Raw genomic sequence first — 25,106 nt, 5'->3', positions numbered from 1 at the left:
CTCCAAGATGAAAGTGGTTCACGGCTCGTGTTCAATTCACTCTCCGATCGCCTGACTAATACCTTCAAAAACCTTCGCGGTAAAGGTCGTCTCACTGAGGCTGATATCGACGCTACGGTTCGCGAGATTCGTCGTGCGCTTCTGGACGCCGACGTCGCTGTTCCGGTGGTGCGTGAATTCACCGCCGCCGTGAAAGAAAGGGCGTTGGGGCAGGAAGTTTCTGAGGCTCTGAACCCGAGCCAGCAAATCGTCAAGATTGTCAATGAAGAGCTCAAGGGTATTTTGGGTGGCGAGACTCGCCGTATCAAGATGTCTAAGACCGGTCCAACCATTATTATGTTGGCTGGTTTGCAGGGTGCCGGTAAGACTACCTTGGCGGGCAAGCTTTCTTACTGGCTGAAGAGCCAGGGGCATACTCCTTTGCTGGTGGCGTCGGACTTGCAGCGCCCTAACGCTGTGAACCAGCTCAAGGTTGTGGGTGAGCGTGCGGGTGTACGCGTTTTTGCACCGCATCCCGGTGTGACTTCTGAGTTTGATACTCCTACAGGCAACCCCGTTCAGGTAGCTCAAGACGGTGTCAATGAGGCACGTGCTAAGTTGCACGACGTGGTCATTGTCGATACCGCTGGTCGTTTGGGCGTGGACGCTGAGCTCATGCAGCAGGCGCGTGATATCCGCGATGCTATCGAACCGAACGAAGTTCTCTTCGTGATTGATGCCATGATTGGTCAGGATGCTGTTAACACCGCCCTGGCATTCAACGAGGGTGTAGATTTCACCGGCGTCGTGCTTTCAAAGCTCGACGGCGACGCCCGAGGCGGCGCGGCGCTTTCTGTTGCTTCGGTGACAGGCAAGCCTATTATGTTTGCATCCACCGGTGAAGGTGTGAAGGACTTTGAACAGTTCCACCCTGACCGTATGGCTTCGCGCATCCTGGATATGGGCGATGTTCTGACTCTTATTGAGCAGGCAGAAGCTAGCTGGGATAAGACTGAAGCTGATCGCATGGCGAAGAAGTTCATGGATCAGGAAGAATTCACTTTTGATGACTTCCTTGCCCAGATGCAGCAGATTCGCAAAATGGGTTCAATGAAGAAGCTGCTGATGATGATGCCTGGAGCGGCTCAGATTCGCCAGCAACTTGACAACTTTGACGATAAAGAAATCGATCGCGTAGAAGCGATTGTGCGTTCGATGACGCCGCATGAGCGCGTTGCTCCTAAGATTATCAATGGTTCTCGCCGTGCCCGTATTGCCAAAGGCTCGGGCGTTACGGTTTCTGAAGTTAATCAGCTGATGGAACGTTTTGCGCAAGCACAGAAGATGATGAAGAAGCTGGCTGCGGGCAACATGGCAGGTATGCCCGGTGGCATGCAGATGCCCGGTATGGCTGCAGCAGGTGGGGCTAAGAAGAAGAACAAGGGTAAGAACAATAATAAGAAAGCTCGTTCAGGCAATCCTGCTAAGCGAGCTCAGCAGGAGAAGGCTGCTAGCCAAAAGCAGGCTACTACTGGTTCAGCATTTGGTCAGCAGTCCCAGCAAGATTTCAATATAGATGATTTGAACTTGCCTAAGGGCTTTGAAAAATTCCTGGGTGGAGACAAGTAAGAAGTTTTCTCTCAATAGGTGCTCTGCGATATTTATTTTCGCAGAGCACTTTTTGCAGAGGCAAAATAATTGCGCTGAGAGAGTGCAAAGGCAAACTTCAGCTGTGCCTCTGGAAAAAATTGGTTATTCTATTTCTGCTGGAATCAATCAACATTCACCATCTAAACGGGTACTTTGAAGGGCAGGCCACACCATGGCAGATACCTATCTTTCGCACGATGAACTGGTGAAGTTTATTGCAACCCTTCCCACCCGCCGTCTAGCAGCTGGTGCTCTCATCCGCGACGAACAGAATCGTCTTTTGGCGGTAGAACCTAATTATCGTGATGGATGGGCGCTTCCGGGAGGCACTGTAGAAGCAGGCGAAGCTCCTCAGCAGGGGTGTTTCCGCGAAGTACAAGAAGAAGTAGGACTGGATCTTGCCCTCGGTCGTGTTCTTCTCATTTTCCATGGGCTATCCCGCGGGGTGTGGGGAGATTCAACGTACTACATCTATGATGGTGGGCAAATACCCTCCGATGCGGTCATTACCCTTCAGGAGGATGAACTCTTAAGCTACCGCTGGATTGAACCTGCAGCATTTGAAAACCACTTCGGTGAAAGCTTTGCTGCTCGTTTGAAAGCTTGCTATCGCGCTTTGGAAACAGGAGAGACCGTAGAGCTTTCTTCTCACGATTCATAAGTGACGTGTTGGGTAGCTGAGGGCACGGTTCCCTCGGTTGAAGCCCATACTTTCTATTTTTACTTTTTAGTATCCTTGAGGACTTTTATTGAGAATGTCAGATAATTCTTCACTCCACGAGAATCCTAGCGACGAACAGCTGATAACTTCCTGGGCTAGAATTTCGCTGGATTTCGGTGCAACCGGCATCGAAGTAGCAGAGGCGGATGAGGCTGATACGCATGAGCCTACGGCTCAATTGCGCCAGGAAATCCAAGACATGATTGGTGTCATTCGTCAGGCTGCTCAGGCGAATTCTTCTGAGAAATCGACGGATGCTGTTATGCCCAGCGATGAAGAGCTCACTGAAGAGATTTTTCAAAAGATGCTGGCTGATGCGGAAAATAATCTTGATATTCCCGATGCTGAAAAATCTGCTGGAGGCGAAGGAGGCGAAGGAGGCGAAGAAGGCGAAAAGCAGCTTGAAGTATCAGAAGATTTAGTGTCGGTGACTGATGGGCCTAGCAATCAGGACGACGCTTCGGCTGAGCTCTTGGACCCGGAGATTGAGCGGGAAATCCTTGAAGCGACATCTGATGATGTAGTGAAGGCTTTGCTTCTTGCTTCTGTGGATCGCCCGGAGATTTTGGTCTATGAAGCCGATGAAAAGCATGTTGATGTTTTTGTGCTCACCGTTGAGGTTGAAGATGATGAATTTGTTACCGCTCAACTGGGTGAAGATGGTGTGCTTAGACCGGGAACTAACTTTGAAGAATTCGCTGCCGAGCTGATGGAAGAATTGCCGACGCGCGGAGGGTTATGCGCCACTCAGGATTCCTACTCCTATTCGGTGCCCGTGACAACTTTGGGGGAGGAACTCACTTTAGATGCTGATTCTGAGGTAGCTGCGCTCATAGAGCTAGAGATGCCGGATGTACCGGCGTTAGTTGCTCAATCTCTGACCGTTGGTCCGGTTGACGTTGTACCTGCAGATAATGGCTGGTCATTGATTTCCTGTGACCCAGTTTCTATGCTGCATATCCTGCAAAATTTGGGAAAGCCCGCGATTGTGGCTGAATCCACTGAGCATTCCCAGCATTTAGCTTTTGTGGTGCCCGGGGATAATGGACGGAACGAAGAGCCCACGGGCGACTGGTCTGAATGGATGAACAGGGTGGTAGGAACGCCTGTTCCCCACGACGTCGACGCCGGGGCAGTCATTAATTTGGTGTGGGGACCGGCTAAGAAGCAGACTCGCTATCTTCCGCGGGAATCCTTTGCTTTAGATACGCTGTGGTTATTGCCCGGTATTTTGCCAGAGCCCCTGAATTTTGTGCAGATGAACGATGAAATCGAGAATCTCACGTGGTTTTACGGGCTCGATGAGACCGCATCCAAGCGTTTGCGTAACTATGTGGAGAGCTCTGATTCGGAGCTGGGTATGGAATCTGTCCTTCAGCTTCTAGGCTTACCGCTGGAGCTATCCAAGGTAGCTCAGGGCAGAGTTGATATGGAAAGTATTCCTGGGCATCGCTCGTTGGCACCGCATATGTCGGTGGCTAAGGTGGTAAGCGAGTCTGTTTCTGCTTTCCCTAATGGGACGGACGCCGTCTCTCAGATGCAACGCGTCTTGCGTGGTCGTCCCTGGATTTTTACCGCCGATGGCGTCGCTCAGTTGGGTGCATCAGGATTGTTGGCGTTAGCGGCAACCCGCAAGCTGTCCAGAGGCGAATCGGCACGTGTTCAAGCGGCTTTGGCAATCCTTTTGGCAGGCTCCGGTGTTTCTGAAATTGCTATTGGGCGGGTCTACTCCAAACTAAAAACTTCAGATAACCGTGCATTGGGGGTCGAGAAAAAAGTTGTTTCTGATGTTCCCTCACTGGTTGAAGAGCTAGATACCGAATCTGAAAAATCTCCTCAAGGCGGGAAATCGAAGATTGCCAGGAACCTACGGAATCTGCGTCATAAAACAAAAGAACAGACTCGGCAGCAGCTTAGAAAATTCTTTGGTGAGGGTAAATAAACTTCACTTCATATTATTCGGTGATGCGCAACACTTTTGAGGTATGCCGTATCTCATAGAACTTGGTGCGGGTTTCGGCATCTTGAATGTACCGGTCATTATTATTCTTAGAGTTAACTTTGAGATTTCGCCCCTGGGGCGCCCTATCTCACATACAGTTTTCTTGAAAGGATGAAGCCTCATGGCTTTGAATGATTCGGTTCAGGGGGCGGTCAATAAGAAGGTCGAACTCCTCACAAAAGATTTTGGGCGTTTCGCTGTGCGCGGCACCCTTGCCGGTGTTTACTTGACGCTCGCCACAGGTTTTGCTGGTGTCGCAGGCCAGGCTGTTGAAGCTCATGCTAAGGGTATGGGTTCACTTGTTTTTGCTTTTACCTTCGGGATTGGTCTGTTTGCGATTGTTATTCTGAACTCTGAATTGGCAACGGGCAATATGATGTTTGGCTCCTACGGTGCTACCACTGGTCAAATTGGGTGGGGAAAGGCTCTCTGGCTCGTCGTCATCACCACTTTGCTGAACCTAGTGGGTTGCGTGCTGGTGGCGTTGTTGCTGAGCCAGTCTGCCAAATTTGCCACCATGGATAACACCCATTTCATTTCTGTATTGACCGAGGCTAAACTCCACAAATCTGCTTGGGGTGCTTTCATTGAAGGCATCGGCGCTAACTTTGTGGTCAATATGGCACTTGTTGGGGCGATGTTTGCTCAGGAATTCATTTCAAAGTTCGTGACCGTGATTTCTATTCTCGCGGTTTTCGTGGGACTGGGTCTGGAACACGTTATCGCTAATTTTTCCCTGATGACCATTGCAATGTTCTCTTCCGATCCTCTGCCTGCATCCATGAGCTTTTCTGCTGTGGCCCTGAACTGGGTCATGGTATGGCTAGGGAACTTCGTTGGTGGTGGTTTGCTGATGGGCGCAACTTATGCGTGGCTGAATAAGACTAAGTACGTTTACAAGGACTAAAAACCTAGAAATAGGCGTAAAACACACTTCGATTCCGGCTTAACATCTGGATTAAGAGGCTAACCTCTGGCATACTTTTTCAGGTACTCGATGAGTGCGGTCCCTCTCACCCGCACTTCATGGTGTTCATAGAGATTTGAGGACGGCTGGCCCCACCAGCGCAGAATCAATATCTCGCAGAATTATAGAAACAGGAGAGTCCACAAAAGTGGCTGTTAAAATTCGTCTAAAGCGTATGGGCAAAATCCGCGATCCTCGCTACCGCGTAGTAGTAATGGATTCACGCAAGAAGCGTGACGGTCGTGCGATTGAAGAAATCGGCATCTACCAGCCGACTGAACAGCCTTCACTCGTTCAGATTGATTCAGAGCGTGCACAGTACTGGCTGTCAGTAGGCGCTCAGCCTTCTGATCAGGTTCGCGCATTGCTGAAGCTGACCGGCGATTGGGCAAAGTTCAAGGGCGAAAAGTCAGAATCTACTCTGAAGCCTGTTGAAGCTAAGCCCGAATTCGTAACCCCTGATAAGGGTTCGGTTATTCTTCCTGAAGCTATCACCCCTAAGGGTGAAGAGAAGACAGAAGAACCAGCAGAAGCTGAGGCTCCCAAAGCAGCTGAAGAAGCTGCAGAGGAAGCAGCTGAATAATCATGTTGGCTGATGCACTCGAGCACCTCGTTCGAGGAATTGTCAATCATCCTGATGACGTTGAGGTTCGTTCGCGAGCTGGACGTCGGGGCGAGACTTTAGAGGTACGGGTCAATCCCGAAGATCTCGGTCGAGTTATCGGGCGCCAGGGAAGAACTGCTAACAGCGTTCGTACGGTGATTGACGCTATCAACGACGGAGAACATACACGTATTGACGTGGTTGATACCGATCGCAAACGCTAAATGATTTTTGGTCTACGCTGAAATCATTGAGCCCCGCATCTTGTATACAAGATGCGGGGCTCGTTTCATTGAGGCCCTGTGCGATGAAGCTGTAAACTTAACCCTACGATGAGCGCAATTCGCGCTCGTGTTTGCCCATTCAAGGAGATTTCTGTGCAGGTATTGGTAGCTAGAATCGGTAAGCCCCACGGCATTAGGGGTGAGGTTACCCTCCAGGTCTTTACCGACGCTCCCGATATCCGCTTTGCACAGGGGGAGAGACTGAGCATTGAAGAATTTTCTCCCTCTGCTCCTATAGCGCGTCTGGCGCCGGCAGGGGAGCTCACTGTGGCTCATTCTCGCTGGAACAAGAAAATTCTGGTGGTGAAGTTTGAAGAAATTACCACACGTAATGATGCCGAACTTTTCCGAGATTGGCGTTTGACCTTTAACTCTGAAGAAGCCGCTGAGGATGAAGGTATTTATGAGCACGACGTCCTGGATTTGCCGGTTTACCTCCTCAGCGATGTGCCAGTAGGGGAGCTGCCTTCGGCAGATCCTGTAGCCACAGTCATCGGGTTGCAGACACTTCCTACGCAAGATTTGCTCATTGTGAAGCTCGCCAACGGCTCTGAAGCCATGATTCCTTTTGTGGAAGAAATTGTTCCGGAGATTGACCTGGATGAAGGTTTTATTTTGATTGATCCTCCCGCTGGTTTGTTGGAATTGGGGCAGGACGACTCTGCTGCAGAAGGCGGGGCGTAATTGCGTTTAGACGTTATTACTATTTTTCCCGAGTACTTAGCCCCCCTTGAGCTTTCCTTACTGGGCAAAGCGCGTACAGAGGGGCTAGTAGACCTACAGATTCATAATCTGCGGGATTTTACCTCAGACCGTCATAAAACCGTGGATGATACTCCCTACGGCGGAGGCGCAGGAATGGTGATGAAACCTGAGCCATGGGGTAGTGCTCTGGATCAGGTTTTGGAGGATTCGCCTTTTTTAACTTCCTCTGCAGGAGAAAATGAGAAACCACTTTTGATTATTCCCTCCCCAGCGGGGCGGGTCTTTAACCAGGCCATGGCCTATGAGCTCTCTACTGAGCAACATATTGTGTTCGCCCCTGCACGCTATGAAGGTATCGACGAGCGGGTCTACGAATGGGCTGAAGATTCATTCCGTGTTATGCCTGTCTCCCTGGGAGATTATGTGCTCTACGGGGGAGAAGTAGCGGTCATGGCAATGATTGAAGCAATCTGCCGTCTGATTCCGGGGGCAATGGGGAACCCTGAGTCGCTCAGCGAAGAATCCCACACGGGTGGTCTCTTGGAATACCCTGTCTACACGAAACCCGCTGTCTGGAGAGATCGAGCGGTACCCGGCGTCCTGCTATCAGGCAATCACGGCGCAATTGCCAGATGGCGGCGAGATGAGCAGATAAAGCGAACTTTCGAACGACGTTTCGATATGCTCAGCGACTACCCAGAGGAGCACTGGGACAAAAAAGATCGCGCTTTGCTCAACCAACTCCGGGCACAACGAAACCGTTTGAAGAAAGATAAGGCACAAAGGGATGGGTCATAAGACCCATAAGCGTTAACTCTCACACCGCAAAATGCTTCTGAGATGTGGTGAAGTCAACCTTAAAGTGTCATAATTATTCTTTGTGTCCACAGTGGGTACGCCCCTGCCGCAGGGGGATGAGCGACCTCAACATTGTGAACCTTAGCTAGGTACCATTATCTAGCTATGTAAAACCTTTCTTCGTGGCAGCAACAGTCTGGACTTTCAGACACTGTGCGCGAAAGTAAAAACGAGAGTATTAGACCTGCGGCTGGTACCTCAGGAGAAATCAATGCAGACTCTTGACTTCATTGACAATAAGTCACTCCGTTCAGATATTCCTGAATTCGGTCCTGGCGACACCCTCAACGTTCACGTCAACATTGTCGAAGGCAACCGTTCACGTGTCCAGGTCTTCAAAGGCTTCGTTGTAGGTCGTCAGGGTGCAGGCGTTCGCGAAACCTTCACCATTCGTAAGGTTTCTTTCGGCGTTGGCGTAGAGCGTACCTTCCCGGTTCACTCTCCTGTCATCGACAAAATTGAACTTCTGACCCGCGGTGACGTTCGTCGTGCAAAGTTGTACTACATGCGTGACCGTCACGGTAAGGCTGCTCGTATCCGCGAAAAGCGCGATAACGTTAAGTAAGTCTGAGACTTATATGGAACAGACCGTAAGGTCGAACTCCACAGACAGGCGTCTCTCCCGAGTTCGGGGGTGGCGCCTGTTTGCTGTGGCATTCTTTATAGCAGCTGTCATCCTAGTGGTAGTACGTCACTTCTTTTTTGATATCTTCTTTATTCCTTCAGAATCTATGGAACCCACATTAGAATCCGGAGACCGGATTGTGGTGGAGAAATCTTATGACGATATCGCGCGGGGAGACATCGTGGTCTTCGACGGCACCGGATCTTTTGACCCTTATCAAAGTGCATCCCCTTGGGCGACCGACCCCGTCAGGACGGCGGGGCAATGGCTTGGAATCGTGGGCTCAGACACGATTTATGTTAAACGGGTGATAGGTGTTGGAGGAGATAAGGTCAGCTGTTGCGGCCCTGCAGGAAAAATTTCTGTGAATGGCCAAGAAATCGACGAACCCTACCTTGCTACAGGCATGAAGGCATCCGAACAAAAATTCACTGTTCAGGTTCCAGAGGGTCGCCTCTGGGTGATGGGGGATAACCGGAATAACTCCCGTGATTCCCGTGCATTACTTGGATCTGCTGGGGGCGGTATGATTCGGCAGGAGAAAGTTTTGGGTGAGTCTCGGTGGATTATCTGGCCATTTTCTCGCTGGCAAACGATAGAGCATGATTCAGGTAGCTCCTAGCTTTTGTGCAGACACACAGTGTTCTTGCGATCCGAGAACCGCAGGTCATAACCTTATTCCCAGTACACTGTCATACGTTCCCCACATTTGAAAGAGGTATTTTGCGTGACTGATGAAACCAATAACGAGCGCCTGAACGAAAGCTCGAACCACGACGTCGAAACATCAGATCAGGTAGCTGCCATGCGTCATCGCGCGGTTCCTGCGGAAGAAGAGAATTCATCCGGTCTTGGTGGACAGATTAAAGAGTTTTTCATGGTCCTCCTCTACGCACTTCTTATCGCGTTTATTCTGAAGACCTTTGTACTGAGAGGCTTTTATATCCCCTCTGGTTCCATGGAAAATACTCTCCAAGTCAATGACCGGGTTTTCGTCAATGTTGCGGGTTCGATGTTTGGCGAAGCCGAACGTGGCGACATCATTGTTTTTAAAGACGCGCACGGTTGGGTTGATCAAAGCGCTCCAGTTGCTACAAACCCCATTCGAACTGCTCTTTCATTTGTGGGTATCCTTCCAGATACATCCAATAATTACTTGGTCAAGCGTGTCATCGGCGTAGGTGGAGACCACGTTGTATGCTGCTCGGCTGACGGCAAAATTACGGTTAACGGTGAAGAAATCACCGAGCCCTACTTGTATCCCGGTGCGAATCCCTCGGATATTCCTTTTGACGTGATTGTTCCTGAGAACAATTACTTTGTATTGGGCGATCATCGCAATAACTCTGCAGATTCCCGCTATCACATTGAAGATGGAACCGAATTCATCAGTGATGGTGATGTTGAAGGCGAAGTGTTCGTTGTAGCCTGGCCCCTGAGCCACTTCACGTTCATCGGCGGAGCCTCGGACGTCTTTACTAACGTGCCGGAGAACACCAACAAGTAAGAAAGTTGTGAAGAACATTAAGACAGCTACATTGGACACCGAAAGAGAATATTTCTCTTCCGGTGTCCAACTTATTGCAGGCATGGATGAAGTCGGGCGTGGCTCGCTTTCCGGACCGGTGAGCGTGGGAGTATCGTTGGTTTCTGCTTCCGATGAACTCCAAATAGACGGTCTCATCGATTCCAAGGCACTCCCTGAGAAAAAACGCACGGAGATGGTTCCTCTCATCAAAAAGTGGATTCCTACGGCAGTTGGTCATACTCAGCCAGAGGAGATTGATGCTTTGGGCATGACGCGCTCCTTACGCCTGGCGGGTCAACGTGCTTTAGCTCAGGTCGTGAGCGCTGAGGTCATGCCCGACCTGGTTCTATTGGATGGTAAGCACGATTGGCTCACGGCATCTGAACCTGATTTATTGATTTCTTTGGACCCAGCTGAAAAACTTTATCAGCGGTTGGCACAGGAAGCCTGGGGGAGTTCTTCCTCCTTTGTACAGCCGTGGGAGGGCCTCGTCGTCACCATCATCAAAGGTGACTATAAATGCGCGTCCATTGCTGCAGCTTCTGTGGTTGCCAAAGTTGAGCGGGATGCGCTCATGAATCAACTAGCGCAGCGCTTTCCTGCTTATGGTTGGCACAAAAATAAAGGGTATGGATCTGCGAGTCACCGGCAGACACTTGCCGAGATAGGTCCTTCCACCCAGCATCGCTTGAGCTGGAATCTAGGCGTGAGCGCCGAGCAAGTCAAAACAACCTATATAGAAAGGGCGGTGAAAAATAATGAGCGGTGAGGATCTAGAGAATTTTGAATCTGATGCGCAAATGGCTCTGTACGAAGAATATAAAAACGTATTTGGGTTATTCACCTATGTGGTGGAAACAGACAAACGTTTTTACCTGTGTAATTCAGTAGATGTACAACCCCGCGCGGATAACGGAATGCTCTTTTTCGAAGTAGCGATGGCAGATGTATGGGTGTGGGATATTTTCCGACCTTCACGCTTTATGAAGAATGTGAAAATCTTTTCCGTCAAAGATATCAACGTGGAAGAACGCTCTACCGAGGGTGAATTGATTATCCCTGAGATGCCTAATTTTGATGAATAAGGGCTCGTTCTCAGCCCTACCTGTGGAATATCGCCCTGTGGATTTTGGATATAGAGGGTAGTTATCCACAATCTACGATTCGGTGAAATCCGTTTTGCTTCTCCGTGGTGCAGAGTAAACAACAACAAATGTTGTTCATTGAAAGGCACCACATGAAAACGCATCTTGAGGTAGGGCAGTGGGGTGAAGATATTGCTGTAGCTATATTGCAGTTATCGGCGTATCAGCTGCTCACGAGAAACTGGAGACCGCGCCTCGAACGGGGAGATAAACGTGTCAGAGGCGAAATAGATGCTGTTATGCTCGACCCCGAAGGCGATCTCGTCTTTGTAGAGGTAAAGACGCGATCAACGCTCAATTTTGGTTCTCCTTTCGATGCGATTCAGCAGGAAAAAGTCCAGCGCATCAAAAGACTTGCCTATGCATGGTGCTCTGAAAACCCTGACTATCGGGCTAGGTCTTTACGTATGGATGCCGTCTCTATTTGCGGAACCCCAACAAATTTCACCTATGAGCACCTCAAGGCTGTGAGCTAGATGGGTTTTGCTCGCACATATTCGGTGGCTTTGGTCGGTATCCAAGGGCATATTGTAGAAGTTGAAGCCGATATAACTACTGCACTTCCCGGCTTTGTGTTGCTGGGACTACCGGATGCTTCCTTATCGGAGGCAAAGGATCGGGTGAAGTCTGCTGCCAAGAACGCGGGGATTCCTTTGCCGCAGCGGAAAATCACCATAAATTTGACTCCACCCACTCTTGCCAAAAGAGGCTCTGGCTTCGATCTTGCGCTGGTGATGGCGGCTTTACAAGCGGCAGGTGAACTCAAGATTCCCGAAAAAATAATCTATTTGGGTGAACTAGGGTTAGATGGATCTCTACGAAGGATTCCCGGAATTCTGCCAGCTGTCCAAGCCGCGGTGGACACTGGTTTTGAATATTTCGTCGTTCCAAAAGAAAACCTTGAAGAGGCAATACTGGTCCCCGGTGCGCAGGTGCGCGGATTTTCATCGTTGGCAGAGCTACTAGTTGCCAGCGGAATTGACGAAAAAAATATTAAGTATCCACCGGTAAGAAAAGAGTTCGCAGGGAGCTCAGAAGAACAAAAATCGAAACGATTTTTGGATATGGCAGAAGTCAGCGGTCAAAGTGAGGGGCGATTTGCCTTAGAGATTGCTGCCGCCGGTGCACACCATCTACTCTTCAAAGGACCTCCTGGATCGGGTAAAACAATGTTGGCCGAAAGGCTGCCAGGCATTCTACCGCCGTTAGATGACTCCTCTGCAATGGACGTCACCGCCATCCACTCTCTGTGCGGAACAGGCACACCTCGACATGAACTCATCAGAGAACCTCCTTTTGAAGCTCCCCATCATTCTGCCTCGGCACCAGCCATTTTGGGAGGTGGAAGCGGCATACCTAAACCGGGAGCCATCTCCAAAGCGCACCGAGGTGTTCTATTTCTCGACGAAGCACCTGAGTTCAAACGCACTGTGCTCGATTCATTGAGGCAACCACTAGAATCTGGTCAGATAACGCTGGATCGCTCCATAGCTTCGGCTGTATACCCCGCCCGCTTCCAGCTTGTTCTCGCAGCGAACCCTTGCCCGTGCGGAATGAACACAGGCCGAGGTCTGGAATGTACTTGTTCTTCCAAAGAGCGCAGAAACTATTTTGGACGGCTCTCCGGACCACTGCTCGACCGTGTTGATCTGCACATCACCGTCCCACGGGTGCAATCTCACGAGTTAGCTCTCACAGAGCACAATGAATCGAGCGAATCCATTCGGACACGAGTTATTCAAGCCAGAGCAGCTCAACGAGAAAGACTCGCACCGTATGGTCTTTCTACCAACGCAGAAACCAATGGCAGGCTGCTGCGAGGAGACCTCAAGCTAGATGCCGCCCTACTTTCGCCCCTGCTACGTGCCATAGACAGAGGAACAATTACTGCTCGCGGCTTTGACCGAGTGCTACGTACAGCTTGGACTATCGCAGATTTGGAGGGAAAATCCTCTCCTGCAGCCGAGCACCTGGATCTTGCCATGTATTTTCGTAATCTCCACAGCACCTCTCCTTCATAGACCATTTAAGCTCAAGAGAAAACCATGATGACACCTGAACACAGCGCGCGAGCAGAGATTGTTCGCATCGCTGAACCTGAAGATCCCTATATTAACCTCTGCATTGAGATGTTAGGACCGCTCCTCACCGCTGATCTCTTAACTCAGCGGCAAGAATTCACTCCTGGTATTTGGGAGCAGAGAACAGAGACTGATGCCATGCGGAGCATCCCAGTCTCAGATCTCCAAAAGATTCATGAGGCATTGGGGAACCGTATCGAAAGATGGTCTTTACGTTCAGGAAAAGTGAACACTGACCAAGAATTTCGCATGGCCGGGACTTTAGATTCCTGGTTCTGCATACCCGAAGATTCTGATTGGCCACGTGCCTTGGATGACCTTGGCGAGAAAAAGCCCTATGGTATTTGGGGCAGGGGAGACCGGAGCAAACTGAACCATCTGACTCTTCCGAGTTCAGTGGCGGTGGTAGGTTCGCGCGACATCACCAGTTATGGCACCTCCGCCACTGCCCATATTGTCGGTGACCTTGTTGAACGAGAGTACTGTATTGTTTCCGGTGGCGCTTTTGGCATCGATGCCGTTGCTCATCGAACTGCTTTGTCTGTTACGTCGGGCAAATTACCTTCTGTTGCATTGATGGCATGTGGTGTAGACCGACCTTACCCTAAGCAAAACGAAAATCTTCTTCGAGAACTCATCAATGAAGGTCTATTGCTTAGCGAAGTCGCGCTGGGAAATTCCCCCACTCGCTGGCGATTTCTCCAGCGCAATCGATTAATAGCTGCCTTATCCGGCTACTCACTCATCGTTGAAGCCCGATGGCGTTCGGGGGCACTCAACACGGCGAATCATGCTCTCTCTTTGGGACGGGAAGTAGGTATAGTTCCGGGGCATATCTTTAGCCCAAATTCTGAAGGATGCCACCGGTTAGCTAAAAAAGAACTGGCCCATGTCGTCACGGATGCGCAGGACATAGTCAGTATGATGCAGACAAAATTTACTCCCGAAGAAGAGACATTAGACATTCCGCTGGAGACCGGAAGAGGAGAGCTTCCCAAGCTATCCGAAGTTCAAAGTAGGGTGTGGGATGCTCTCCCGCTACGGCGTCCTGCCCCGCTGGAAAATATTGCGCTAATGAGTGGGCTGGATATTCGAACAACTATGCTTACCCTCTCCCAGCTGGCCGCCAAAGGAGTAGCTCTCAACCAGAATCAAGGCTGGTCAAAGTCACAGTGATACAGTGTGAGAAGAAGGGGGGGCGAGCCATGAAACAGCCAAGTCAGCATCAGACTTTATCTCCTACGCTGCCGCTAGGCGCTCAAGCACTTGACCAAGATCGAGTATTTGTCCGAGCGCTCGAGAATTTTGTGCGTTACCTCAAATATGAAAAGTTTAGGTCACCTCACACCATCGCAGCGTATCAGCAGGACATCACCGCATTCATGGCTTTTGCACTGCGCCAAGGGGCTCGAGAGCTTGAAGAAATCGATATCACCATGGTTCGTTCATGGTTAGCATCTCAACATGCTCACAACGCATCCCGAAATTCGCTGGCGCGCCACAGCTCAAGCCTTCGGGTTTTCTTTGCATGGGCAGAAGAAGATGGATTAATCACCGCAAACCCTACTCTCATATTGGCAAACCCTAAGCGCGAGAAACACCTGCCAGAAGTACTTAACGAACAGCAAATACAGCAACTCATTGACCAAGTCTCCCAACAGATAGCACATGATCCAAATGACGCGAAAAACTTGCGCTTACTCGCCGTTATCGAGATTCTATATTCCAGTGGTATCCGTATTTCTGAGCTGACTCAATTAGATTTATCTTCTATCAACCGATCTGAAAACACATTCAGAGTTATCGGTAAGGGTAACAAAGAACGCGTGGTCCCGCTGGGCAAACCAGCTCTGAGAGCACTGTCCCAGTGGGTCACCCGAGGCCGCCCACAATGGTTCAAGAACAACCCCCAGGGAAGAGTAGAGCCTGCACTCTTTATAGGTCCAAGAGGACGACGAGCGAACTCCCGGCAGATTCGTGAAGACCTGACTCGGGCACTGCATTCCATCGAAAATACAGAAGCATCAGGGGCTCACGTTTTCCGCCACAGCGCAGCTACCCACTTGGTAGACGGTGGAGCCGATATTCGAACAGTACAGGAGTTGCTGGGGCATTCTTCACTTGCAACTACGCAAATCTATACTCATGTTTCAGTGGAGCGTTTAACGAATACTTATAACAAATCCCATCCCCGGGCATAAAAATATCCTCCCGATACTCACTTGTTGCGGGAGGATATTTTACACAAAGGGGCCGTTTCTAACTTTCGTAAGAACGGAACGCCACTACAGCGTTGTGCCCACCAAAGCCAAAGGAATTGGACATAGCAACAATCTCGCCTGAAGGTAATTCACGAGCATCAGTTACGACGTCTAAATCAATTTGTTCATCTTGCTGATCCAAATTGATGGTGCAAGGAGCTTTACGCTCTTCAATCGCTTTAACGGTCAAGATTGCTTCGAGAGCGCCAGCGCCACCCAAGAGATGACCCGTCATAGATTTGGTGGCAGAAACCGCGATGTTCTTAGTGTGCTCACCGAACGTCTGATGAAGAGCCAGCGATTCCGGAATATCACCGACAGGGGTTGAAGTCGCGTGTGCATTGACATGAACCACAGTAGTGGGATCTATGTCGCCGTCCTCAAGCGCCTCTTTGAGAGCGCGTGTTGCCCCCAGCGCCTGGGGATCTGGCGCAGTGATGTGGTAACTATCGGCGGAAACTCCGGTGCCTGCAAGCTCTGCATAAATTTTCGCGCCGCGTGCCTTAGCATGCTCTTCAGACTCAAGAATTAACGCCGCTGCACCCTCACCCATTACGAAACCGTCTCGATTCACATCGTAGGGGCGGGACGCCGCCTGAGGGTCATCATTGCGAGAGGACAGTGCCTGCATCTTAGCAAACGCAGCAAGCGGCATCGGGTGAATAGCGGCTTCTGCACCGCCTGCTATCACAATGTCTGCTTTTCCCGAGCGAATTAGCTCTAAGCCGAGGTCCAAAGCCTCAGTTGAAGATGCGCAGGCAGATACAACGGTCTGAGCAGCAGCTCGGGCGTTCAGAGCCATCGAAACCGCTGCCGCACAGCTATTGGGCATCAACATGGGAACGGTCATGGGTAAAACGCGGCGAGGACCTTTTTCTCGCAACGTATCCCATGCATCAAGGAGAGTCCACACTCCGCCAATACCGGTACCGAAAGAAACTGCTGTACGCAAGGGATCTACTCCCTCGGACTCTTCAGCATTTTCTCCGGAGAAGCCGGCATCTGCCCAAGCTTCGCGCGCTGCAACAAGAGCTAGCTGACCAGACGGATCCTGACGCTTAGCTTCAACCTTGCTCAGGCGCCCTGATTCTAGAGGATCCTGGGCTACTCGACCAGCAATATAAACGGGGAGCTGATATTCCTCAACCCAGGAATCTTCGAGTTTTTTGATTCCTGACACACCCTTGAGCGCGTTGGCCCAGGTAGTAGGAACATCGCCGCCGATGGGAGTGGTCGCGCCCAGCCCGGTCACCACAACTTTATGAGACATCTTTAAGCTTTCTGAATGGGTGGCAAGAATGAATAAAGGGAGGGCGCGGACAAGAGAAACTTGCCGCGCCCTGGCACCATGAAATTAGCTAGCGTTTTCGATGAAGTTTACTGCATCGCCAACAGTCTTCAGGTTCTTGACCTCTTCGTCGGGGATAGTAACGCCGAACTTCTCTTCTGCGTTAACAACGATGGTCATCATGGAAATGGAATCGATGTCGAGGTCTTCGGTGAATGACTTGTCTAGCTGAACGTCAGCGGTTTCTACACCGGTTTCTTCGTTCACGATTTCTGCAAGACCTTCGAGGATTTCTTCTTTGTTAGCCACGTTGGCTCCTTTTCTTGTGTCCGCGATGCACAGTGCAACGCTTATCTAGATTTTCCCCGGTTGCGGGGAGCACCTGGTACAACGATAAAACGCTACAACAAGCACTTCACTGTCGATTTTATCCCGCTTTGACCTACAGAAAAATTCTTCAGCGAGTGTTTGTTGAAATTCTAGGGGTAAATCACCAAATATTTAGGGGAGAACGACGACCTGAGCGGCGAAGGCAAGACCGGCTCCGAACCCTATCTGTAGGGCGAACTTCCCAGAGAGGTCGGGGTTCTCTTGCAGGAGGCGGTGTGCAGCCAAGGGCACTGATGCTGCAGAGGTATTACCTGCATCGACAATATCGCGACCGACTTTGACAGTATCGGGAAGTTTAAGGGTCTTCACCATCTGGTCGATAATACGCTCATTCGCCTGGTGGGGAATGAGGGCACCGAGTTCATCGGCGGTAATACCTGCTTCTTCAAGGGCTTTTTGAGCAACCTTGGACATTTCCCAGACGGCCCAGCGGAAGACTGAAGGGCCTTCTTGGCGAAGGGTGGGCCAAATCTTTTCGCCTTCTTGAACAGGGTTCTCAACGAAATCGCGGTTACGGATTTCAAGCATCGAATGAGTCATGCCAACGGTATCCCATCGGGAGCCGTCGGATCCCCATACCGTCGGAGCAATTCCGGGTTCTGCGGAAGCGCCAACAACTGCCGCACCTGCGCCGTCGCCTAGGAGAAATGAGATAGTGCGTTCGGTGTTATCAATAAAATCAGAGAGCTTTTCTACGCCCACCACGAGCACATTGCGTGCAACTCCAGAACGGACGAGAGCATCTGCTTGAGCAATGCCGTAGCAGAAACCAGCGCACGCGGCAGAAATATCGTAGGCAGCGCAGCGGGATCCGATGGAATCGGCAACAATGGTTGCCAAAGAGGGAGTGGCATAGGGGTGCGAAATAGTAGAGATGATGACGGTATCAATGTCTTCACCGGTAACGTGAGAGGCTTTGAGCGCATCCTGGGCTGCTTCAATCGCCATATCCGCTACAGAAATATTTTCGCTAGCCCGCTGACGGGTAACAATGCCGGTGCGCTGGCGGATCCACTCGTCTGAGGAATTGATGGGACCTGCGATGTCATCATTGGTAACGGACAAATCAGGTCGAGAAGCGCCATATCCTAGGATACGGGAATACTGTTGTGGAGCAGATTGCTTGAGAGTGGTCATGAATATCCTTGAGTGAGTCTTAAATCTTTAGGAAGCGCTATAAGCGGCGGTAGCAGTCATAAGATCTTCAGGAACGTTAAGAGCAATACCTTCAGTGCCCTTGAGACCTCGTTTTGCCAGTCCAATCAAAGTTCCTGCTGGTGCCAGCTCAATGATCTTTTCGACGTCGAGAGAGCTGAGGGTTTGCATGCACAAATCCCACCGAACGGGGCGGGTTATCTGCGCTACCAGTGATTCGATGACTGCGGAACCCAATGAGATTTCTGAACCATCAAAATTGGTCAGAAGCTTTGATTGCGGATCTGAGGGGTTGAGTGTAGCGGCAAACTCTTTCAGGGGTCGCACTGCAGAGCTCATGAAGTCAGTGTGAAATGCACCGGCAACTTTCAGCGGAATTATGCGAGTTTTAGCAGGGGGATTCTCTGCAAACTGCTTGAGCGAGTCGAGAGAACCAGCGGCAACAATTTGTCCACCACCGTTGGAGTTCGCTGCGGTCAAACCTGCATCGGAGATAGCTGCGCGGACGTCGTCCTCTACGCCACCAAGGACAGCACTCATACCTGAGGGTGCCGCGGAAGCTGCTTTAGCCATGCCCTTGGCTCGAACGCGAATAAATTTCATGGCATCTTCTTCGCTCAAGACGCCGGTGAGGGCGGCCGCGGTAATCTCGCCCACCGAATGTCCGGCAAAGACGGTCCTCTTTGCATCAAAAGAGTCAGAACGCTTCAGCGCTGCTCCCGCAACTATTCCCGCAGCAACAATGAGGGGCTGCGCAATAGCAGTATCCTTGAGGGTATCTTCATCAGCTTCGGTGCCGAAATGAACCAAATCTAAATCTGCTGCTGATGAGAGGGTCTGAAGATGCTCTTTGATACCTTCAACTTCCAACCAAGGCTTCAGAAAACCTGGTTTCTGCGAACCTTGTCCCGGGCAAACTACTGCAATCATGGGGTTCCCTTCACTGGAAATATCGAAGATAAGAATGCTCTTTTCTAAAATCTTACCCAATCAAAAGCAGGTGAACTGTCGAATAAGTAGTTTCAACCGTGAGAAACCGCTCGTTTGTACTTCGAATTCCCAGCAATTTACACCGGTGGTTCAAAGACAAGGTAAGCCATCAATATTGGGATGTTTGTTTTCAGCGGCGTAAGAACAAAGAAAGAGGGGGGCAACGATTCTTCCAAAGAATCGTTGCCCCCTGTTGAAAAACCTAAAGTTTATTCTTCGCCGTTGGGCTCAACTGCTGGCTTGTTTTCGCTCAGCTTGTACTTATCCCATGCCTGAGCAGGAACATTGGAGTCGACTTCTCCACGCTTTGCAAGCATCTGCAATGCGCGAACCGCAATCGATTCTGCATCGATATTGAAGAAACGACGTGCACCTGCGCGAGTATCAGCAAAGCCGAAGCCGTCGGCACCGAGCGTTGCAAATTCGTTGGGAACGTACTGACGAATACCATCCATTAGAGCAGAATCGTAGTCGGACACAGCAACGATCGGGCCGGTTGCACCTTCGAGCTGCTGTGCTACGAAGGGCTGGCGTGAATCTTTGCCACCGTTGAGGAAGGATTCGCGTTCAGCTGCAATGCCATCGCGGCGAAGATTGGTCCATGAGGTCACGGACCAAACATCAGCAGATACGCCCCAGTCCTTCTCAAGAAGCTCAGAAGCCTTAACCGCCCAGTTTACACCGATACCCGATGCAAGTAGCTGGGTGCGGGGACCGTCTGCCTGCGATTCCTTGATGCGGTGGATACCGCGAATGATGCCATCAATATCTACATCTTCAGGCTCTGCAGGCTGAAGAATGGGCTCGTTGTACACCGTGAGGTAGTACATGACGTTGTGGTCCTCGTCCTTCTGACCGTACATCTGCTCGATACCGCGCTCCACAATGTGGGCGATTTCGTAGCCGTATGCAGGGTCATACTGAAGAACTGCAGGGTTCTGTGCCGCCAGGATAGGGGAATGACCATCCATGTGCTGGAAGCCTTCACCGGTAAGGGTGGTGCGACCTGCAGTGCCACCCACGATGAAGCCTCGAACCATCTGGTCAGCTGCTGCCCAGAAAGCATCGCCGGTGCGCTGGAATCCGAACATCGAGTAGTAGATGTAGATGGGGAGCATCGGCTCACCCTGAGTGTCGTACGATGAGCCCGCTGCGGTCATTGCCGCAACGCCACCGGCCTCATTAATACCCACGTGCTGAATCTGACCTGCAGGGGATTCCTTGTAAGCCAGCATCAACTCACGGTCCACGGCCAAGTAATTTTGACCCAGTGGGTTGTAAATCTTGGCGGTGGGGAAGAGTGAATCCATACCGAAAGTACGTGCTTCATCAGGAACGATAGGCACAATGCGCTTACCGAATTCCTTCTCACGCATGAGGTCTTTCATCAAGCGTACAAAAGCCATGGTGGTAGCAGCCATCTGCTTACCGGAGCCCTTCTTCGCGCCCTTGTATGCCTTCTCGCCGGGCAGCTCAATTTCTTTTTGAACCTGACGGCGCTGGGGCAAGAAACCACCGAGCTGTTCGCGACGTTCCATCATGTACTTGATTTCAGGAGCGTCCATACCAGGGTGGTAGTACGGAGGATTGTAGAGATCCTTTTCTAGCTCTTCATCAGAGAAAGGAATTCGCAAGTGATCACGGAAAGCCTTGAGGTCTTCCATGGTCAGCTTCTTCATCTGGTGAGTAGCATTACGACCCTCGAAGTGGGTTCCCAGACCGTAGCCCTTAATGCCCTGCGCAAGAATAACGGTGGGCTGACCCTTGGTTTCCAAGGCAGCTTTGTACGCTGCATAAACCTTGTGGTAGTCGTGCGCACCGCGCTTGAGAGCCCAGATTTCGTCGTCAGTCATGTCTGCAACGAGTTCTTTGGTCTCTGGTGACTTACCGAAGAAGTGCTCACGGATGAAGCCGCCGTCTTCTGCCTTGTAAGTCTGGTAGTCACCATCCAGGGTTTCGTTCATGATACGAACGAGTTCACCGGACTTGTCTTTCTCAAGCAGGGTGTCCCACTCGCGACCCCAAATCACCTTGATAACGTTCCAACCAGCGCCGCGGAAGAATGCTTCAAGTTCCTGAATAATCTTGCCGTTGCCGCGAACAGGACCATCGAGGCGCTGCAAGTTGCAGTTGACGACGAAAGTCAGGTTATCGAGCTTGTTGTTGGCTGCAACCTGCAGTGCACCGCGTGACTCTACCTCGTCGAGCTCGCCGTCACCCAAGAATGCCCAGACATGCTGCTGGGAAGTATCTTTGATACCGCGATCTTGGATATAGCGGTTGAATTGAGCCTGCCAAATTGCGTTGATAGGTCCGATACCGAGTGAAACGGTGGGGAACTGCCAGAATTCAGGCATGCAACGGGGGTGGGGGTAGGACGGCATGCCGTCTTCACCCTTGGTCTTTTCCTGGCGGAAACCATCGAGCTGATCTTCGGTCAGGCGACCTTCGAGGTAAGCACGTGCATAGTTACCGGGGGAGGAGTGTCCCTGCCAGAAAATCTGGTCGCCGCCACCAGGGTGCTCGGGGCCGCGGAAGAAGTTGTTCAAGCCTACTTCGTACAGAGTTGCAATACCTGCGTAGGAGGAAATGTGTCCGCCCACGCCAATAGTTGCTTTCTGGGCACGCTGCACCATCACAGCGGCGTTCCAACGGAGGTAAGCACGGTAGCGACGTTCCATTTTTTCGTCGCCAGGATACTCAGGTTCTTGGTCAACGGGAATAGTGTTGACGTAGTCGGTAGTGGTGACCATGGGCACCTGTACGCTACGGCTTCGCGCACGCTGAAGGAGGGAACGAACGATGAACTGTGCGCGTTCGGTTCCGTGAGCGTCTACGAGCTCATCGAAGGACTGAATCCATTCATTCGTCTCTTCAATATCGGCGTCTGTGAACTCATTGGTCAATGCACTGAGGACGTGATCATTTGTTTCGGAGGGTCCCACTAGCCAACCTCTCTTGTAGATAAATCTGGTTCAAGCGGGGTGTCTGAAATAGACACCAAAATGCCATCCATGCGTCATCCCGTAAATTGGATTAAACGCTTTCTCTATATGTTGTCACAATCTGAACCCAAAAAAAATGAAGTAAGCCTCAAGAGTAAGCAAAGTTGGGTTCTTTAAGTCACACTCCGATGCAATGGTTGCTATTTCTGGTATCAGAAACGCAGATTGGCGCTTGTGGGCGTGTGAAACGCCGATATCTTCCAGACTGTGAACGCTTGTCTGTACACTGAAACCTAAGATGCAAAGCAAATTTGCACAGAACGCAGTAAATCTACTCCAGGAGGAATTCAGTGAGCGAGACCAAGACCGTTGCTGAAAAAGCAGCAGTCCAATTTGGTTTCAAGGATGGGGATCTCATCCAAGAATTTGGATATGACGAAGATGTTGATTTTGATCTTCGCGATGCTTTGATGGACCACGTTGATTCCGATCTTTTGGACGAAGAAGACCAAGAGGTCGTAGATGGTGTGTTGCTTTGGTGGCGCGCTGAGGATGGCGATCTGGTCGATGAGCTGGTGGATGTCCTTGCAACCCTGGGTGAAGGTGGAGCTATTTGGTTGATGACGCCTAAAGCTGGTCGCGATGGGCATGTGTCGCCGTTGGATATTGAAGAAGCTGCTCCTGAAGCTGGTTTGCATGTGACGTCATCGGAGGAAGCAAGTCCTGAATGGGCTGCTACTCGATTGGTGATGAAGCAGGTTCGATGAATTGTGCCCCGCAGAAGATTTTCTGCGGGGGTTTTCATTTTTCTAAACTTAATTTTTTCGCGGATTCCCAGGGTTTTTGCGCAAAATTTGGCAGAAATATACCTACTTGTGATGCAGGTCATGGGATTTTGGTTTGCACGGTTCAAAAAGTGTGTGTAAAGTATTTTCTTGTCGCCGCGAGATACGGAAACGGAAATCGCAAGGCAATGGGTCTTTAGCTCAGCTGGTAGAGCGCCACGTTTACACCGTGGATGTCATCGGTTCGATCCCGGTAGGACCCACCACGATAAGAAAGGCTTCACGAAAGTGAAGCCTTTCTTTGTATATCACCACTTTCTTCTGGGACGCGCATGAATAAGTTTAAGCCTCGCAATCTGACAGCTGTTGGGCTGAGCCTGACTTGGTTTCTCATCTCCCTCTTTTTTATCCTTCAGGGTAATTTCCTAGGCATCTGGATTCCTTTTGCGTCCGTGTCGTTGGTAATTGGAATTGCTGCAGTATGGGTTTTGGTGAACGATCAGGCTGAATGAGTCCAGCTATTCGATCAACGTGAAAAGCTGTTCAACGTCAGTGAAAAAAGGTCAGAGGGCATCACACCCGCGGTTCTAACACGTAAAGTTGAAGTATGACTGAAAAAAATACTTCGAAAAAGGCTCAAATTGGTGTAACCGGTCTTGCGGTGATGGGCGCAAACCTCGCGCGCAATCTAGCTCGTCATGGATACACTGTGGCGCTTCACAACCGTTCCGTTGAGAAAACTGACGCCCTGTTGGAGGCTCATGGCTCTGAGGGCGAGTTTATTCGTACTGAGACTCTTCAAGAACTCGTTGATTCACTGGAATCTCCCCGTCGTATTCTGATCATGGTCAAAGCAGGTGCTCCTGTGGACGCTGTCATCGATCAACTTGCCCCTCTCCTTGATAAAGACGACATTATTATTGACGGTGGTAACTCCCATTTCCCCGACACCATCCGCAGGGAACACGACCTGTCACAGATGGGCTTGCACTTTGTGGGAATCGGCGTCTCCGGTGGCGAAGAAGGAGCCCTGAACGGACCTTCGATTATGCCCGGTGGCTCAGAAAAGTCCTACGAATCCCTAGGCCCTCTTCTGGAAGATATTGCCGCTAAAGCTCCCGATGGTGAGCCCTGCTGCGCATGGATTTCGACCGATGGCGCCGGTCACTTTGTGAAGATGGTGCACAACGGCATTGAGTATGCTGATATGCAGGTTATTGGCGAAGCCTATGATTTGCTTCGTTCTGTTGCTGGTATCGAACCGGATGATCAGGCTGAAATCTTTAAGAAGTGGAATACCACTGAACTCAATTCTTACCTGATTGAAATTACCTCTGAAGTTCTGTCTCAGGTAGATGCTAAAACCGGTAAGCCGTTGGTCGACGTCATCGTTGATGAAGCGGGTCAGAAGGGAACTGGCCGGTGGACCGTCCAGGCAGCCCTCGATTTGGGTTCTCCCGTAACGGGCATCGCCGAGTCGGTATTTGCTCGTGCTCTCTCGTCTTCCAACCCCGCAGCGCGTCAGCAGGCACAGAAAGAGCTACCAGCCGGCGTCTTAGAGTCTTCTCAGCTTGCAGAGGAGGAAGAGTTCATTGAGGACGTCCGCAAGGCTCTATTTGCCTCTAAGCTGGTTTCATATGCGCAGGGTCTTGACCAGTTGGTTGCCGCAGGCAAAGAATACGGATGGGAGCTGAAGCTGGACGAAATAGCGGGTCTGTGGCGTGCCGGTTGCATCATCCGTGCTGAACTACTGGGCGAAATCATGGATGCCTATCAGGGGGACACTCAGCCGGTAAATATGTTACTGGCTCCTGGCTTCAAGAAGCTTATGGAAGATCTGCTTCCTTCTTGGCGCCGCGTCATTGTGAAAGCAACCGAAATGGGAATTCCCGTCCCGGTCTTCGCTTCTTCTCTCTCCTACTACGATGGTCTGCGCCGTGATCGTCTGCCCGCTGCATTGATTCAGGGACAGCGAGACTTCTTTGGCGCTCATACCTATGCTCGCGTTGATAGCGAAGGCATGTGGCACACCGAATGGAGCGGTGATCGATCAGAGATTGATGCTGCAAGTTCACATACCCACTAAATTCTGGTGTATGTGAAAAGGGATTCTTCCTCGCAAGAGGAAGAATCCCTTTTTTGT

The 25,106-nt window shown here is 50.8% G+C and carries 24 protein-coding genes and 1 tRNA gene; 20 read left to right on the top strand and 5 right to left on the bottom strand.

The features are described 5' to 3' along the window. The first annotated feature begins 27 nt into the window (after positions 1-27). From ffh to A7E48_RS04640, 17 genes are all read left to right on the top strand, one after another. Positions 28-1,608 (top strand): signal recognition particle protein, encoded by a 1,581-nt coding sequence (ffh, locus tag A7E48_RS04720; RefSeq protein WP_068170169.1) that lies wholly within the window; start codon positions 28-30, stop codon positions 1,606-1,608. Between the two features lie 193 nt (positions 1,609-1,801). Then, positions 1,802-2,290: an NUDIX hydrolase gene (locus A7E48_RS04715; RefSeq protein ID WP_068170166.1), complete on the top strand. Its 489-nt coding sequence runs from the start codon at positions 1,802-1,804 to the stop codon at positions 2,288-2,290. Positions 2,291-2,384: 94 nt separating this feature from the next. Further along, positions 2,385-4,292 carry a hypothetical protein gene (locus tag A7E48_RS04710; protein ID WP_068170162.1) on the top strand — a complete coding sequence of 636 codons (1,908 nt, stop codon included), beginning with the start codon at positions 2,385-2,387 and terminating at the stop codon, positions 4,290-4,292. Between the two features lie 181 nt (positions 4,293-4,473). Then, a complete protein-coding gene (locus A7E48_RS04705) occupies positions 4,474-5,259 on the top strand; it encodes a formate/nitrite transporter family protein (protein WP_068170160.1) in 786 nt (261 codons plus the stop codon). A gap of 208 nt (positions 5,260-5,467) precedes the next feature. After that, positions 5,468-5,902 (top strand): 30S ribosomal protein S16, encoded by a 435-nt coding sequence (gene rpsP / locus A7E48_RS04700; RefSeq protein WP_068170157.1) that lies wholly within the window; start codon positions 5,468-5,470, stop codon positions 5,900-5,902. Positions 5,903-5,904: 2 nt separating this feature from the next. Further along, the gene (locus A7E48_RS04695) at positions 5,905-6,147 is read left to right on the top strand and encodes an RNA-binding protein (RefSeq protein ID WP_068170154.1); all 243 of its coding nucleotides are present in this window, start codon (positions 5,905-5,907) and stop codon (positions 6,145-6,147) included. A 153-nt stretch (positions 6,148-6,300) separates the two neighbouring features. Next, the gene (gene rimM / locus A7E48_RS04690) at positions 6,301-6,891 is read left to right on the top strand and encodes a ribosome maturation factor RimM (RefSeq protein WP_068170151.1); all 591 of its coding nucleotides are present in this window, start codon (positions 6,301-6,303) and stop codon (positions 6,889-6,891) included. After that, positions 6,892-7,710, top strand: a complete 819-nt coding sequence (trmD, locus tag A7E48_RS04685) for a tRNA (guanosine(37)-N1)-methyltransferase TrmD (protein WP_083147194.1) — start codon at positions 6,892-6,894, stop codon at positions 7,708-7,710. Positions 7,711-7,981: 271 nt separating this feature from the next. Further along, positions 7,982-8,335: a 50S ribosomal protein L19 gene (gene rplS / locus A7E48_RS04680; protein WP_068170148.1), complete on the top strand. Its 354-nt coding sequence runs from the start codon at positions 7,982-7,984 to the stop codon at positions 8,333-8,335. A gap of 85 nt (positions 8,336-8,420) precedes the next feature. Beyond that, complete coding sequence (gene lepB / locus A7E48_RS04675; RefSeq protein ID WP_233125985.1) at positions 8,421-9,017, top strand: signal peptidase I; 597 nt, start codon at positions 8,421-8,423, stop codon at positions 9,015-9,017. Positions 9,018-9,122: 105 nt separating this feature from the next. Beyond that, a complete protein-coding gene (lepB, locus tag A7E48_RS04670; protein WP_233125984.1) occupies positions 9,123-9,902 on the top strand; it encodes a signal peptidase I in 780 nt (259 codons plus the stop codon). A gap of 7 nt (positions 9,903-9,909) precedes the next feature. Beyond that, positions 9,910-10,692, top strand: a complete 783-nt coding sequence (locus tag A7E48_RS04665) for a ribonuclease HII (RefSeq protein ID WP_233125983.1) — start codon at positions 9,910-9,912, stop codon at positions 10,690-10,692. After that, positions 10,682-11,008, top strand: a complete 327-nt coding sequence (locus A7E48_RS04660; protein ID WP_068170142.1) for a DUF2469 family protein — start codon at positions 10,682-10,684, stop codon at positions 11,006-11,008. Before A7E48_RS04665 ends, A7E48_RS04660 begins: the two co-directional genes overlap by 11 nt. Before the next feature lie 152 nt (positions 11,009-11,160). Then, on the top strand, positions 11,161-11,544 hold the full coding sequence (locus tag A7E48_RS04655) for a YraN family protein (protein WP_068170141.1): 384 nt from the start codon (positions 11,161-11,163) through the stop codon (positions 11,542-11,544). Beyond that, positions 11,545-13,089, top strand: a complete 1,545-nt coding sequence (locus tag A7E48_RS04650) for a YifB family Mg chelatase-like AAA ATPase (protein ID WP_068170138.1) — start codon at positions 11,545-11,547, stop codon at positions 13,087-13,089. It begins immediately after the preceding gene. Between the two features lie 24 nt (positions 13,090-13,113). Then, positions 13,114-14,325: a DNA-processing protein DprA gene (dprA, locus tag A7E48_RS04645; RefSeq protein ID WP_068170135.1), complete on the top strand. Its 1,212-nt coding sequence runs from the start codon at positions 13,114-13,116 to the stop codon at positions 14,323-14,325. Positions 14,326-14,354: 29 nt separating this feature from the next. Further along, a complete protein-coding gene (locus A7E48_RS04640; protein WP_083147192.1) occupies positions 14,355-15,350 on the top strand; it encodes a tyrosine recombinase XerC in 996 nt (331 codons plus the stop codon). Positions 15,351-15,408: 58 nt separating this feature from the next. Here the strand turns inward: A7E48_RS04640 and fabF are convergent, their stop codons facing one another. The 5 genes from fabF to aceE all read right to left on the bottom strand — a co-directional run bounded on the left by fabF (position 15,409) and on the right by aceE (position 22,178). Further along, positions 15,409-16,680 (bottom strand): beta-ketoacyl-ACP synthase II, encoded by a 1,272-nt coding sequence (gene fabF, locus A7E48_RS04635; protein WP_068170130.1) that lies wholly within the window; start codon positions 16,678-16,680, stop codon positions 15,409-15,411. Between the two features lie 84 nt (positions 16,681-16,764). After that, the gene (locus tag A7E48_RS04630; RefSeq protein WP_068170127.1) at positions 16,765-17,007 is read right to left on the bottom strand and encodes an acyl carrier protein; all 243 of its coding nucleotides are present in this window, start codon (positions 17,005-17,007) and stop codon (positions 16,765-16,767) included. A gap of 192 nt (positions 17,008-17,199) precedes the next feature. Then, on the bottom strand, positions 17,200-18,225 hold the full coding sequence (locus A7E48_RS04625) for a beta-ketoacyl-ACP synthase III (protein ID WP_068170125.1): 1,026 nt from the start codon (positions 18,223-18,225) through the stop codon (positions 17,200-17,202). 27 nt (positions 18,226-18,252) lie between these two features. Further along, complete coding sequence (locus A7E48_RS04620; RefSeq protein ID WP_068170121.1) at positions 18,253-19,173, bottom strand: ACP S-malonyltransferase; 921 nt, start codon at positions 19,171-19,173, stop codon at positions 18,253-18,255. Positions 19,174-19,442: 269 nt separating this feature from the next. Next, the gene (gene aceE, locus A7E48_RS04615; RefSeq protein ID WP_068170119.1) at positions 19,443-22,178 is read right to left on the bottom strand and encodes a pyruvate dehydrogenase (acetyl-transferring), homodimeric type; all 2,736 of its coding nucleotides are present in this window, start codon (positions 22,176-22,178) and stop codon (positions 19,443-19,445) included. Positions 22,179-22,528: 350 nt separating this feature from the next. Between aceE and A7E48_RS04610 the strand changes: the two genes are divergently transcribed. From A7E48_RS04610 to gndA, 3 genes are all read left to right on the top strand, one after another. Next, positions 22,529-22,945 carry a DUF3052 domain-containing protein gene (locus A7E48_RS04610; protein WP_068170115.1) on the top strand — a complete coding sequence of 139 codons (417 nt, stop codon included), beginning with the start codon at positions 22,529-22,531 and terminating at the stop codon, positions 22,943-22,945. Positions 22,946-23,153: 208 nt separating this feature from the next. Continuing rightward, positions 23,154-23,229: transfer RNA gene (locus A7E48_RS04605), tRNA-Val, on the top strand. 341 nt (positions 23,230-23,570) lie between these two features. After that, positions 23,571-25,049, top strand: a complete 1,479-nt coding sequence (gene gndA, locus A7E48_RS04595; protein ID WP_068170109.1) for an NADP-dependent phosphogluconate dehydrogenase — start codon at positions 23,571-23,573, stop codon at positions 25,047-25,049. The last annotated feature ends 57 nt before the right edge of the window (positions 25,050-25,106 follow it).

Source organism: Rothia sp. ND6WE1A, from assembly GCF_001683935.1.
Lineage (GTDB): Bacteria > Actinomycetota > Actinomycetes > Actinomycetales > Micrococcaceae > Rothia > Rothia amarae.
This window is presented reverse-complemented; position numbering and strand designations above follow the sequence as displayed.